The 13,516-nt window shown below is 52.7% G+C and carries 13 protein-coding genes and 1 riboswitch; of the genes, 5 read left to right on the top strand and 8 right to left on the bottom strand.

All coding sequences use genetic code 11. The features are described 5' to 3' along the window. Positions 1-7: 7 nt before the first annotated feature. The 5 genes from CZ203_RS10845 to CZ203_RS10860 all read left to right on the top strand — a co-directional run bounded on the left by CZ203_RS10845 (position 8) and on the right by CZ203_RS10860 (position 2,716). Entirely contained in the window at positions 8-262 is a 255-nt protein-coding gene (locus CZ203_RS10845; protein WP_087066115.1) for a hypothetical protein, read from the top strand. A 9-nt stretch (positions 263-271) separates the two neighbouring features. Further along, on the top strand, positions 272-934 hold the full coding sequence (locus CZ203_RS10850) for a zonular occludens toxin domain-containing protein (RefSeq protein WP_087066116.1): 663 nt from the start codon (positions 272-274) through the stop codon (positions 932-934). Between the two features lie 181 nt (positions 935-1,115). Then, positions 1,116-1,274 (top strand): hypothetical protein, encoded by a 159-nt coding sequence (locus CZ203_RS14770; protein WP_159456485.1) that lies wholly within the window; start codon positions 1,116-1,118, stop codon positions 1,272-1,274. Between the two features lie 289 nt (positions 1,275-1,563). Then, positions 1,564-2,463, top strand: coding sequence for a hypothetical protein (locus tag CZ203_RS10855; protein WP_143436193.1), 900 nt, complete (start codon positions 1,564-1,566; stop codon positions 2,461-2,463). Between the two features lie 13 nt (positions 2,464-2,476). Further along, positions 2,477-2,716 (top strand): hypothetical protein, encoded by a 240-nt coding sequence (locus tag CZ203_RS10860; protein ID WP_087066118.1) that lies wholly within the window; start codon positions 2,477-2,479, stop codon positions 2,714-2,716. Between the two features lie 211 nt (positions 2,717-2,927). Here the strand turns inward: CZ203_RS10860 and CZ203_RS10865 are convergent, their stop codons facing one another. From CZ203_RS10865 to mltG, 8 genes are all read right to left on the bottom strand, one after another. Then, complete coding sequence (locus CZ203_RS10865; RefSeq protein WP_087066119.1) at positions 2,928-3,530, bottom strand: ECF transporter S component; 603 nt, start codon at positions 3,528-3,530, stop codon at positions 2,928-2,930. An 86-nt stretch (positions 3,531-3,616) separates the two neighbouring features. Next, positions 3,617-3,751, bottom strand: a riboswitch (FMN riboswitch). Positions 3,752-3,778: 27 nt separating this feature from the next. Then, complete coding sequence (locus CZ203_RS10870) at positions 3,779-4,408, bottom strand: toprim domain-containing protein (protein WP_087066120.1); 630 nt, start codon at positions 4,406-4,408, stop codon at positions 3,779-3,781. Positions 4,409-4,415: 7 nt separating this feature from the next. Continuing rightward, positions 4,416-5,456, bottom strand: coding sequence for a DNA polymerase III subunit delta (holA, locus tag CZ203_RS10875; RefSeq protein ID WP_087066121.1), 1,041 nt, complete (start codon positions 5,454-5,456; stop codon positions 4,416-4,418). A 4-nt stretch (positions 5,457-5,460) separates the two neighbouring features. Further along, positions 5,461-7,761 carry a ComEC/Rec2 family competence protein gene (locus CZ203_RS10880; RefSeq protein WP_087066122.1) on the bottom strand — a complete coding sequence of 767 codons (2,301 nt, stop codon included), beginning with the start codon at positions 7,759-7,761 and terminating at the stop codon, positions 5,461-5,463. Positions 7,762-7,837: 76 nt separating this feature from the next. After that, complete coding sequence (locus CZ203_RS10885) at positions 7,838-8,176, bottom strand: histidine triad nucleotide-binding protein (RefSeq protein WP_087066123.1); 339 nt, start codon at positions 8,174-8,176, stop codon at positions 7,838-7,840. 33 nt (positions 8,177-8,209) lie between these two features. Continuing rightward, positions 8,210-10,858 (bottom strand): alanine--tRNA ligase, encoded by a 2,649-nt coding sequence (gene alaS, locus CZ203_RS10890; protein ID WP_087066124.1) that lies wholly within the window; start codon positions 10,856-10,858, stop codon positions 8,210-8,212. A gap of 296 nt (positions 10,859-11,154) precedes the next feature. Continuing rightward, entirely contained in the window at positions 11,155-12,396 is a 1,242-nt protein-coding gene (locus CZ203_RS10895) for a peptidase U32 family protein (RefSeq protein WP_200809472.1), read from the bottom strand. Next, positions 12,393-13,511 (bottom strand): endolytic transglycosylase MltG, encoded by a 1,119-nt coding sequence (gene mltG, locus CZ203_RS10900; RefSeq protein ID WP_087066125.1) that lies wholly within the window; start codon positions 13,509-13,511, stop codon positions 12,393-12,395. Before mltG ends, CZ203_RS10895 begins: the two co-directional genes overlap by 4 nt. Between the last annotated feature and the right edge of the window lie 5 nt (positions 13,512-13,516).

The following is a 13,516-nucleotide window of genomic DNA, read 5'->3' on the forward strand; positions in this document are numbered from 1 at the left end:
ATGGATTATGTTTGCAGGTCTCGCAAGCTTTGTGCAGCTGCTCCTAAACGCTGTGGTGACCGTGCTCAATGCGATATGCATATTATTCCCGGATTCCCCGTTCCAGTGGGTGCAGGGGACATGGTTCGGCGACCTGATAGCTAAAATTAATTATTTCCTGCCGGTTTATGAGTTCTTGGCAATGGCCGAAGCGTGGCTTGTAGCGGTCGCCCTGTACTACGCAATTGCCGTTATCGCCCGGTGGGTCAAGGCGATAGAGTGAGGTGATAATGTGATTTACCTGTACAGCGGTACGCCCGGTTCGGGCAAATCGTACCATGCGGTGAAGGATGCTCTGGACAAGCTCCGGCGCAAGGAGCGGAACCGGGTAATCGCTAATTTCCCCTTGAGCGTCCCCTCGGCCTTGGCCGACCGGTTCGAGTATTGGGATAATCCGGATGTAACAATTGAGCGGTTGATCTCCTATGCCCGGGCGCGCCATGCTTTTGGTGTGGAGGGTCAGACGCTGGTGATCTTGGATGAAGCGCAATGTCTGTTCAATAGCCGGGACTGGAATAGCGGTAGCAATAAGCGCATGGAGTGGATTAAGTTCTTCTCCCAGCACCGGAAGCTGGGGTTTAATTTTATCTTGGTCGCCCAGTTCGACCGGATGCTCGACCGGCAAATCCGGTGCCTTATTGAATACGATGTAAAACACCTGAAGGTGAACAATGGCTTTTTCGCATTCCTCCCGTTTACCTGCTTCCTCGCAGTAGAGAAGTGGTATGGGCAGAACATGAAGCTTGGTAGCCAGGTGCTCGTTTACCGCCCTAAGATCGCGAAGCTGTACGACAGTTACGCGCTGTTCGCCACAGAAGACGCTCAGGCGGGCGGGGAGGGGCCCGCGCAGCGGGAGGGCACCCGAATGCCTGAGCGTCTCCCAGGCGCGTCCTGAGCCGCCCTGCGGGGCGGTGAAGGCTCTGGCCGTGTTGTTGCTCTCCTATCGCCGTAGGCGTGCCGTAGCGGCGGCTTGTGGCGCAGGTGCTCGCGCCGAGAGCCGAAGGGAGCTTGTCGACCGTAGGCTGCGAGGAGGCAAGTATTTACGTGGAGCATTTGAGAAAGGACGGTTTGTGCTTATGCGTAAGATTGAGTTTCAAGTGAATACAACTTGGGGGCATGAAATAGCTGTGTTTGAATACGGCGACGAGATTTTAGATGAAGAGATAGACGACGACCTTTGGGCATGGATATGTGACCGTGTATTTTGGCGTTGGCGGGATGTGACCAGCGAATGAGGGCTGCCGGTGCTGTAGGTGCTCTCTTTGCCGGGGCGGCTTTCCGTCCCGGTAAGGCCGTGGGAAGTGGCTGCACCGCGTTTTCTCAAAAGGGCGAAAAAGTTCAGGATTGAAAAAGCAGGGAAGGGGCAGGGCAGAGGGGGAGCCCCCTTCTCTAGACAGGGGCTATGACATGTACTTTAGTACACCTACAACCCAGTACGGCGGTTTATGTGCCCTTTGGCTTAAAGGCTAAAAAAGTTATAAAAATCTGATTTTAGGGGGTGCTGGTTTGAGGGGTGTTTATACCTTGGACAAGCTTATCATGTTAATGCGTGTCCGGTCTTCGACGGTCGCTGATCTGCAGCATTATCTCCGTTTGGGTTCAGGTAGTAAATATGGGGTTCTGGCCGGAGACCGGCTCGGGTATCGTATTTCAGATTACCATGAGAATCTTACAATCCATACGGATGAAGATAATTCATGGTATTGGGGTATTCAGCCAAACCGCGAAGCGCCGAATGAGTATTGGACAACCTGTAAGCTGGAATTTAATCCGGCGAAGGTTGGTAAAAGTCCGCAGTTTGATGTGTTCTACTGCCGGTTGATCGCAAACTGCAAGTATATTGATTTTAAGCAGTTTGATGTGGCGATTGATATCCCGTATTCCCGTAGTTCGGTTCATGTGCTGATGGATAGGCGGAACTATACTATGAAGCATTATGGTGGCGAGGAGTTTACCGAGTATTTGGGTGTTGGGCATGCTCATGGGAATGTAAAGATATATAACAAGCAGATTGAAAGCAAACTGGATTACCCTTTAACCCGTGTTGAACTTACAATGTCGTATTCAAATTGTACATATCAGGAGTTTAAACGGCTTTTCCCGAATGTTTTTGTTCTGGATAGCTTGGGTGATGATATCGACGGTACGGAAAAGGTATTGTGCCTTTCATGTTTGGAGCATCCGGAGTATGTGAAAATGCTGGGGCGAAAAATGCGTAAAAAAATAGAGACGCTTCTCGTAAAAGCGTCCCTGGTCTTAAAACCGGATGAAATTGATTACAAGGACATATTATCACAAATTTTATGGTATGGCAAGGGTATCCCGGTTGAAAAGTTTGTAGAATTGGAAGACACCAATGGTGTAGAGTTCCCGGAGCATCCAGGGTTTGAACCGCTGGGCGGCTCTCAGGAAGAAATGATTTGAAAGGGTGTAAAATATGGGTTTCGATTTAATTATGCGTCCGGATGTCCTTAACGGCTTGGCGGTTGTTGTGGCGGTAAGCTGCTTATTGCACCTTACTGTAAAGGTCTTTTTTATTATCCTGCTTGGTGCTATGGAGAGCTCCGGTATCCGTTATGGCGGCTTGCTCCATTTTTGCATGAAAGCTGCTTCTGTTGCTGCTGTGGTTATTTCTGTGCTTGCTGCTATTTTCGTTGCCAGGAATATTACCGGGTGATGTGGGAAGCGAACAGAACAACAACGGTTATTTTGCTTACTCGGCGCCGCGTAAGGTACATGCTGCCGGATGCAGTCCCGGACGGCGGCGGGGCTGGCCAAAGGGACGGAATCCGGCAGCATAGCCAATTAAGCAAAATAAATATTTTGTATAATAAGAGAGGCAAATAAGAACCCGCACATCTGTTGTGCGGGTTCTTATTGTTTTAAGGTTAATGGCTTTTTTGCGGTGCGGAAACATGCATATTTCGGATAAAGCTGCCAAGTTTTTGATAGATGATTACAGTGATAACAGAAAGCACCGCACCTTTGATCAAATTAAACGGCAATACGCCGAACAACAGATAACCATTTAAATTGCCAATCAACGGATTAATCTGTCCGCAGGCTTCTATAATCTGATCGATCGGCATGGTCAAAGAATAAAACGGAATGATGATAAACTGGTTTGTGATCATTCCCATAATGGACATTGCGACAGTCCCCATTGCGCAGCCTGCAATTGCGCCGCCCTTTGTCTGTCTGCGACGGTACACGAATAACGCCACAAGGACGAGCGTAGCCGTCATGAGGAAATCCGCAAGTTCACCGGAACCGCCGGTCTGGCTGGATAACAGATGGATCAGGTCTTTAATAAGCGCCATAGAAAGCGCTGGCATCGGTCCAAAAATAAATGCACCGATCAAAATAACTGCACCGCTCAAATCGACTTTTAAAAACGGCGGCATAAACGGTAATGGAAATTCATAAAACATTAAAACCGCGGCGATCGCTGCAAAAATCGCAGTAAATGTTATTTTCTTCGTGTGGCTCATAATTTCTCCTCCAAACGTATTGGATTCTGTTTTGGAAAAAGAAAACCCACAGACATTGTCTGTGGGCACAGATGCGCAACAAAGTACATCTGTTTCTTTCATCCGGACTATAACCGTCGGTTGGGATTCTAACCCTATCGTGCCAAATGGCTCGCAGACTTAAAAGCGCTATCGGCTTTTTCACTGCCGGTGGAGACTTTCACTCCGCCCTGAAACAGAATATTATTTTATGGTCTTATTATAGTATTTTACGCTTCCCCTGTCAATGCTGTGTTATCAATTTCACAAAGATATTTTTTTACTTCATCCAAATTGGAAACAGCGTTCAAAAAATCAAGCAAAGCGTTGCTGGACAAATGCTCCGGAAGTTCCATTTTGCGCAGCAGTGCTTTCCGCCTGTAGTTGGAATTTTGTGTCCCGGATAGGCCGAGGGCATATAAATCCGCTTTTATAATTTGCGGGTGCAGCGCTTGCGGCCCCGCAATCGGCGTGTCCCCTTCTAAAAATGTAGCCCCGGCTTGGCGAAGTGAACGTAAAAGGATTTCCTGCGGCATCCCTTCCACGCCGAGCTTCCCCTCAGCCGAGCCTTTCCGCTTCCGCCGCTCTTTTCCCAATATATCAGGGATATAGGCATGCTTTACTTGATCTTGCGGTACTGCACCCCTTAAAAAGTTCCGTATGACGAAGCCCGCGCCGTCGCTGTCCGTTAGGATCAGGATCCCGCGTACCGCTGCAATCCGGCGGATCATTGCCAAACGTTCCTGGTCGCTGAAGATACGGAACCCGCCGGTTTCCAGTACGACTGTATCCACAAGCTGCCGGATAGTATTTACATCATAACGGCCTTCTACAACAATTGCTTCTTGTATCCTTATCATTTTCCCCTTATCCCTCAAAACCGGTCGCCATATTGAGCAACATAAATTCCACTAATTTTTGTTTGTCCGCACTGGAGCTTTTCAGTGCTGCATCTGTTTCCGCAGCGGAAAGGATTGCTTTGCGAAGCCAGCCCAGTGAAAGTCCGCGCGCTGCGCCAATCAGCTTCCGTGCATAGTAGGAAGAGCGGGTACCCGAAATTTCCAGGAGGATCCGTTCGCCATTATGCGCCTGGCTGGCCAGCTTGGCCGCATACAAACGCTGCAAATGCCGCATGATGGAAGAAAATATCTGGATTTCGTCATTTTTTTGTGCAATTAAATCCTCAAAAATACTGATTGCTTTAGAAAAGGAACGATCGGCAATCGCATCCGTCAGGTCAAATATGACGGCGTCCAGGACGCGCGTGCAAACGGAATCGATATGATACTGTGTAATATACTCAAGGGTTGAAAAGGCGGCGGCTTTTTCCGTTTCCGTAATGAGCTGTGTCATGGAGTGGCCGCACAGGAACAGGAAATAAGAGCAGGTTTCGTCGTCGATCCCCTTCCCCAACGCCCGGAAACGCCTACGCACCCAATCAATCAGTTCGCGTTCGCTGCGTTCTGAAAACTCCACAAAACAGGCGTTTTTGCTAAGGAGCGTATGGATTTTCAGACGTTTGTCCTGCTTTAGTTCCAGGATATCATAATAAAAAATCAGACAGATGTACTCCGGCAAATCTGTTAGGAGCATCGGCAAGGCTTCCTGCATGCCCGCCGGCGGTTTGTATAAGTCAAAGTCTTTCACAACGACGACTTTTCGCTCTGCCATGGCGGGACAGCCTTCGATCGCATTTGATAGGAGTTCCGGTGTCAAGGCCTTGCCCTCAAAAACCTCCAGATTGAACATGCGGAACGTGTCGTCGACCAAAAGCTTTATCACTTCCTGCAGGTAATATTCTTTTAAATAAGACTCCGGACCGTAAAACACATATAGATTGCCTATCCCGCCGTCTTTAATCCCTTTTTTCAGCTGGGCAAGCCCATCTGCCGTAACTTTTGTGGGCATACTATCACTCCTTGGCCGTGGCCTGCCGGATGCGGAAGGTGATTTCCCCTTCCAGCATGGTGTTGCGAACCGGTTTCCGGCATAGCGTATCTAACGTAGAATAGCCTGATTGCAAAATAACTGTCTGCGGCTGCAAGATATCCATGGCGTCATATACCATTCGTGCGTCGCTTAAGTTGCTTTCCGACAAAACAATGGTTTCCGCCTGCAAAGGTTGCTTATCTAAAAGTGCTTGCAGCATTTTTTGTGTCAAGCTATGCAGCACGAGGATATCTTCCTCCCCTGCCTGAATCCGGACAACCAGCTTCCGGTCAACTGCGGCAGAAAGGTAGATTTGAAAGCTATCGCCGCACGTAGGGAGCGGCTGTTCCCCGTCGGCGTCCCAAGTCAGGATGGGGACACCTTCCTGCGCAGCCGTCTCCTGTATCTGGGCGGAAATTTCGCTTTCCCTGACATTCTGCGGGATAATAATCCGGCCTACCGGGACGTTTTGCAGGAGTTCTGGCACGCTTCGCGCATGGGTCTTGTCAACCGCGGTAAGCACCAACGTATCGATGTTATCCATGCACCGCCATTCCAGCCAGGACTGCGTAGCCAATGCCGCATCGCGGTGGCCGCTGGCGCTGCAATCGATTAAAATGGGGTCGAACCCGTCCCGCTGCCCGTCGGCAAGCAGGATTGTCTGCCCGAAACCACTGGGCAAAAAGGAAATTGTAGCCGTATGTGCTTCCGCATGGACGCCCAGTATACAAAGCACTACCAGTATAGCACATACCGGCGATAAGGCAAGCCACATTTTGATCCGCTTCGGCTGCACCGCAATCAAGATAAGGGCGGCAAAACAGCACAGTAGTGCCAGTTTACCATATAGGTTGTCCCAATACACCAACCCGAATGGGATCGCGGATACCCGATATGCAATCCCTAAAATATAATCAATACAGGGTGTCAGGATGTTGGCAGCCAAAATAGAAAGTGGCGGGCATACGCTGAAAACGGCGGCCGTGACCAACCCAAGGACAAATACGACGCCTATGATACCGACTGTTAAAAGATTAGCGATCGGCGCCAAGAGGGAAACATATCCGAATGCAGAAAACAGGACGGGCGCCGTAAAACAAAGTGCACAGACAGAGCAGATCAGGCCATCCGCGATAAACCCTGCCACCTTTTTGAACCAACGCGGCAGCTTTTGGAGGGGCTGCATCACCCATATTTTGATCCTGCGGCTGAACAGGATCAACCCAAGGGAAGCCGCAAACGATAGCTGAAGGCTGACGCTGCCTACCGCATAGGGATTGGCAAGCAGCAACACAAGCAATGCCAGGCACAACGCATTGAGGCCATCGCTCTCTTTGCCGAGGCAAAAGCCAATTGCGGCCATCAAATACATGATGCCGGCGCGTATGACCGAAGGCGATGCGCCGGCCATTGGGATGAAGATGAGGATCGCGGCAATCGAAAAAATGGTGCCAAACTTCCGGCCAAAAAGTAAGTAGAAAAAACCTACCAGAAAGCCAATATGCATGCCGGAAACGGCTGTTGCATGCGACAGCCCGGCTTTTTTCATCGCCTGCTGGTCGGTATCCTGCAGGCCGCTTTTATCGCCGAGTAAAACGGCCGTCAGGAACCCCGCTTCCCGTGTAGGCAGGAACTGTGAAATATTTGATTTGATCCGCGCCGCCATGCGCACCGGATAAGACCAGATCGGGGCGCGCGTCGCCTTTTCAACCGAAAACGCAGGCAATTCCCCAGTATCCCCGATATCATCCTTGACTGAACCCAAAATGTAAAAGCCGTTTGCGTCATAATATTCCTTCCGCGCAAACCCATCCAGCACCGTAGGGGTGTAAAAGTCGACGGTAGCTGTAATCCGGTCACCGGGAACGAGCGGTGTATCGGTCAGCGGGACGTACAGCAAAGTATGGATCCGGGGATGAAAACCGGTAATACCCGCGTCCTTTGCGGAAAATGAGACCTGGACGCGCTGATTTTCCTCATAAACCTGCGCATAATCCTCCACCGTAGCGGTTATGGGAAAGGTTTTCCCATCCAGCCCTGCCACAGGGCGCACTAAAAAGTGCGTATAAGCGCCCGAAAACAACAATCCAAGGATCGCGCCGGCGCATAGGATACTGCCCACGGCACGGATCTTCCTGATGGCAAAGCAGCATAAGGCTATCAGCGCTGCTGCGGATACGCTAAGCAGCCAATATTCCTGAAGCAATGCCAATACGCCATTATGCAGCGCGGCCCAGACTGCCGCTGCAAAACTGGCTGCAAACGGGATAACAGGACGCTTCACATGCCTTCCCCCTTTCCGGGCGCCTTCCGGAGGATAAAAGAAGGGCAGCGCTGCCGCCGCCCCCCTTTTATCATATTTATCCCGGAGGCCAGGTCATATCCCGGCCGGCAAGCACATGGAAATGCAGATGGAATACGCTTTGCCCCGCCGATTCCCCGCAATTTGTGACGACACGGTAGCTGTCAAACCCCAGCTGTTTTGCAAGCGCAGCGATCACTTCATAGCAGTGCCCGACAACGGCGCTGTTTTCTGCCGTAACCTCCAAAGCGCTGGCAATATGCTGCTTTGGGATCACGAGAAAATGCGTCGGCGCCTGCGGGTCAAGGTCGTAGAAGGCATATACCTGCCCGTCCTCATAGAGCGCCTTGGAGGGAATTTCCTTTGCTGCAATTTTACAAAAAATACAGTCTTCCATACCAGTTGCCTCCTTCAAAGTCCGTATAATTTATCAGCTGAGCTGGGCATCCACGATGTTGTTGACCGCCTCGATCGCCTCTTCCAGCTTCGATACATCCTTGCCGCCCGCGGTTGCGCTGTCAGGCCGGCCGCCGCCGCCGCCACCGCACATTTTGGCGACTTCCTTGATGATCTTTCCGGCATGCGCGCCCTTTTTGACCGCTTCTTCGCCGCACACGCACAGGAAGTTAATCTTGCCTTCCGCCGTAACCGTAGAGAGTACGGCGACCATTTTGGGTGCGCGCTCCTTGATGCTGTCGCCCATGGCGCGCAGCGTATCGACGGTCACGTCGTCCAGCTTCGCGGCAATGACATTGACGCCCTTGATATCCGTGGACAGGTTAAACAGGTCGAGAAGCTGCATGTTTGCGATGCGCGCGCTCAGCTTATCCACGTTCTTGGCCATTTCACGCATATCGCCCATCATCTGCTCGACCTTCTGCAGTAGTTCCGCCGGGGAGGTTTTGAGCGCCTTGGCCGTGTCCGCGATCATGGCCTGCTTTTCATTAAACATGCGGATTACGCCCTTGCCGGTCAATGCCTCGATGCGGCGTACGCCGGCGGCAACGGAGTTTTCACCGATGATTTTGAAAACGCTGGCCTTTGCCGTATTGTCCAAATGGGTGCCGCCGCAAAGCTCGGTAGAAAAAGCGCCAGCGCGCACGACACGTACCACGCTGCCGTATTTTTCACCAAACAGCGCCATTGCGCCAAGCTTCTTGGCCTCGTCGATCGGCATTTCACGGGTTTCGACGGCATAGCCTTCCAGGATTGCGTCATTGACCATATCTTCCACCTGCTGCAGCTCTTCCGGCGTCATCGGCGCAAAATGCGTGAAGTCAAAGCGGATGTGGTCCGCATCCGTATAGGAACCCGCCTGCTCTACGTGGCTGCCCAGGACGGTGCGAAGCGCCTTTTGCAGCAGGTGCGTGGTCGTATGCGCACGGCAGATCGCCTGCCGGCGCTCCGCATCGACGGTAGCCTCGACCTCGTCGCCTACGGAAAGCGCGCCCTTGGCAACGGTGCCAAAGTGCATAAACTTGCCATCTTTGGATTTCTGTACGTCGCGGACTTCAACCACGCAGCCGTTATCAGAAGCCAGCGTGCCGTAGTCTGGCACCTGGCCGCCACTTTCCGCGTAAAACGGGGTGCGGTCGAGTACGACGGTAACCTTTGCGCCTGCGCCGGCGTCTTCGCAAATCTCGCCGTCCGCAATCACGGCAAGCACTTTACCGCGGCTTGCAAGCTGCGTATAGCCCAGGAACTCGGTCTTGATCGACTTGTCAAGGCCAAGGTTCTCAGAAGCCCAGCCAAGGTCGCCCAGCTTTTCCCGCGCCTTACGCGCACGGATCCGCTGCTCCTCCATGAGCTGGTCGAAGCCTGCGCGGTCGGTCGTCATCTGCTGCTCTTCCAGCAGCTCCACCGTCAAATCAATCGGGAACCCATAGGTGTCGTACAGCTTGAACGCATCGGCCGCCGGCAGCTCGGATTTGCCCTCCGCTTTAACGGCTGCAACCATGTCTTCCAGGATGGACAGGCCGCTGTCAATGGTCTTGTCAAAGCTGGTCTCTTCCATAGAGATAACCTTATGGATGAAGTCCTGCTTTTCGACCAGTTCCGGATAAGCGCCGCCGCTTTCCTGGATTACGGTGCTGGCAACCTCGGACAGGAACGGGCGGTTGATCCCAAGCAGCTTGCCGTGGCGCGCCGCACGGCGCAGCAGGCGGCGCAGCACATAACCGCGCCCCTCGTTGGAGGGCAGCACACCGTCGCAAACCATCATCGTGGTGGAGCGAATATGGTCGGTGATGACGCGCAGGGAAACATCGGTCTTTTCGCTGTCGCCGTAGTGGACGCCCGCGATTTCCGAAATATGCGTCATGATGTTGCGTACTGTGTCAACCTCAAACAGGGAACCGACGTCCTGTGCGACGACCGCAAGACGCTCCAGGCCCATACCGGTATCGATGTTCTTTTGCTTCAGTTCAACGTAGTTCCCCTGACCATCGTTATTAAACTGCGAGAATACGTTATTCCAGACCTCCATATAGCGGTCGCAGTCGCACCCGACGGTGCAGCCTTCCTTGCCGCAGCCGTATTTCTCACCGCGGTCATAGTAAATTTCGGAGCAGGGGCCGCAGGGGCCGGCGCCGTGTTCCCAGAAATTATCTTCCTTGCCAAAGCGGAAAATACGCTCCGGCGCGATACCGATCTCGTCACGCCAAATCGCAAACGCCTCGTCGTCGTCCACATAGACGGACGGGTACAGGCGGTCGGCGTCGATCCCCATCCATTCGGGCGAGGTGAGGAATTCCCAGCTCCAGGCAATCGCCTCGTGCTTGAAATAGTCGCCGAAAGAAAAGTTGCCCAGCATTTCAAAAAAGGTGCCGTGCCGCGCCGTCTTGCCGACATTTTCAATGTCGCCGGTGCGGATGCACTTCTGGCACGTCGTTACACGGTGGCGCGGCGGTTCCTGTTCGCCGGTAAAAAACGGCTTCATCGGCGCCATACCGGAATTGATGAGCAGCAGGGATGCGTCGCCCTGCGGGATCAGGGGGAAGCTCGGCAGGCGCAAATGCCCCTTGGATTCCATAAACGACAGGAATTTTTCACGGATTTCGTTTAAACCCATGTATTGCATGTTGTGACCCTCCATATATTTTCATAATTTTGTAAGCGCAATAAAAAGCTTCCGCGCCTAACACACGTTAGGGGCGGAAGCTCTGTTCCACGGTACCACCCTAATCTGCCCCTCACGGGCATCTCAGAGATCCATTAACGCAGATCACGCGTCCCGGTTATCCGGGCGGCTCGGAAGTGGCTGCCGGTGCATGCATTGCCGAGGGCTTCCACTCTCCCCTCTCGCTGTTGGCTGCCGTGCACGGCTCGTTTCGTCATCGCTTTCTTATTACCTTTTCAGTTTACAACATGAACGTACTATTTGTCAATTGATTCGCCCGTTTCTTTGCGCAAAATTGCGTAGGGAGCAGCTTCAAACGGCAGTTTCAGGTGTACGCGCATCTCCGGATGGTGTGCAACGGACAGCAGATTCCCCTCGTCGTCCGTCATTTCCGTGACGACGAACCGGTATGGCGCCTGGCCGGGCTGGATCAGCTCTAACGTGTCACCGCTGAAAAAGCGGTTCTTCAGGCGGAATACGGCATTGCCCTGCGCGTCGCACGAATCCCATAGCCCGGTAACTTCCCAATCGCGGATGTAGTGGCTGTCCTCATAAAACTGCCCGCATTCCTCGGCGCCGAAATAAAACCCCGTATAATAATTGCGGTGGCTGACCTTGCCGATCTCTGCCCGGATGTCTTCCGCGAGGATAAACCCTTCCGGGTTTTGCATATAGGCTTCTACTGCACGGCGGTAGGCGCTGGTAATGCCGGCTGCATAATATGCGGTTTTGGCGCGCCCTTCGATTTTAAAAGAATCGATCCCAGCCCGTACCAGCTCCGGGATATGTTCGATCATGCACATATCCTTTGAATTGTACAGGTAGGTCCCGCGGCCGTCCTCTTCCACAGGGAAATACTCTCCCGGCCGCTTCTCCTCCATAAGGCTGTATTTCCAACGGCACGGCTGCGCGCACGCGCCGCGGTTCGCGTCCCGGCCGGTCATATACTGCGAGATCAGGCAACGGCCGGAATATGAAATACACATTGCGCCGTGTACAAACGCTTCGATTTGCAGGGCTTTGGGGGCCTTTTCACGGATTTCCGCAATTTCCGGCAAACTAAGTTCTCGTGCAAGGACGATCCGTTCCGCACCGAGTTCCGCCCAAAAGTTTGCCGCTTCATAATTTAGGATACTCGTCTGCGTGCTGATGTGCAGCGGCACCTTCGGCGCGTAACGCTTGGCCATGGCGACCACCCCGACGTCCGCAACGATCAGGGCGTCTGCCCCCGCGTCCTGCAGCAATTCGAGGTACCCCGGAAGCTGCTGCAAATCGGCATTGGAAGGGACGATATTAACGGTAATATAGCATTTTACCCCACGTGCGTGCGCATAGGAAATGGCCTGCCGCAATTCGCCGTCGTCAAAATTGCCGGTGGCCGCGCGCATGCCAAAACGCCGCCCGGCCAGATAGACCGCGTCCGCGCCATAAGCGATGGCATAGCGTAATTTTTCAAAGTCACCCGCCGGTGAAAGGATTTCCGGTTTTTTGATCATCATTGTGTGCTCGCCTTTTCAAAAGCTTCTGCCGCTTTCCTTTTATTAGCCTCGTGCTCTGCATTGGTCTTTGCAAACAAATGGGAGCCGTCCGGCATCGCTACATAGTAATAATACCCATTGTCCTCGGGATGGGAAGCCGCATAGAGCGCAGTATAACCAGGGCTTGCAATCGGGCCGGGCGGCAGGCCCTTATTGGTATAGGTATTATACGGGCTGTCAACCTTCAAATCGGCTTCGGTAAGCTGATCCTTATGGCCAACCGCATACTGAACGGTGGCATCGATCTGTAGATACGGGAACTGCTGGCTGTTGTTGAGACGGTTATAGATGACGCCTGCAATTTCAGCAAATTCGTCCTCCTTTTGCGCCTCGCGTTCTACCAGGGACGCGATCGTAACAATATCATGCATTGAGCGCCCCAGGCCAGCTGCGCCGTCAGCAATCGGCTGGTCAAACTTGTCCGCAAAATTGTTCAGCATTTTATTGATAACCTGCACCGCACTGTCGTTTTTCTGGTAAAACTCATAGGTATCCGGGAACAGGTATCCCTCCAGCCAGTTCTTCCCCGGCGTTTTGCCCTTGAGGAAATCCCACTTGAAAGGATAGGTATTCAGCGCGTCATCCAAGCTTTCTTCCGAGCAGACGTGGTGCTTCAGCAGCGCTTCGCGGATCTGGTCAATCGTGTAGCCTTCCGGGATCGTGATCGTCACAGTGTTTTCCCCGGTCGAGTTTCGCAGCGAGCGTATAATCGCGCCGTAGTCCATAGAGGGGTTCAGGGTATAATCCCCTGCCAATACGGTGGTATCTTTACCCGTTACCGTCACAAACAATTTAAACAGGCTGCCGTAATGGATTACGCCCTCCTGATCCAGCTCCTTGCTCAGCGCCTTTACCGTCGTGTCCTCCGGCACCGTCAACGTAACGGAGCGGTTATCCTTGACAAAAGCGAACACATCGTTTGCGGAAAACAGCAGAACCATTGAAAGTAGTGCGGCAATGCCGAAAATAACGACCAGATACAGCAATGCGCCCGCACAGCCGCTTTGCTTTTTTTGCTTCCTGCGAGCCGGAGGCGCGTTGTTATCGCGCGGCTCGCGGGGGGTATAGTTTTCCATCTTGT

Source organism: Intestinibacillus massiliensis (genome assembly GCF_900155735.1).
Lineage (GTDB): Bacteria > Bacillota > Clostridia > Oscillospirales > Butyricicoccaceae > Intestinibacillus > Intestinibacillus massiliensis.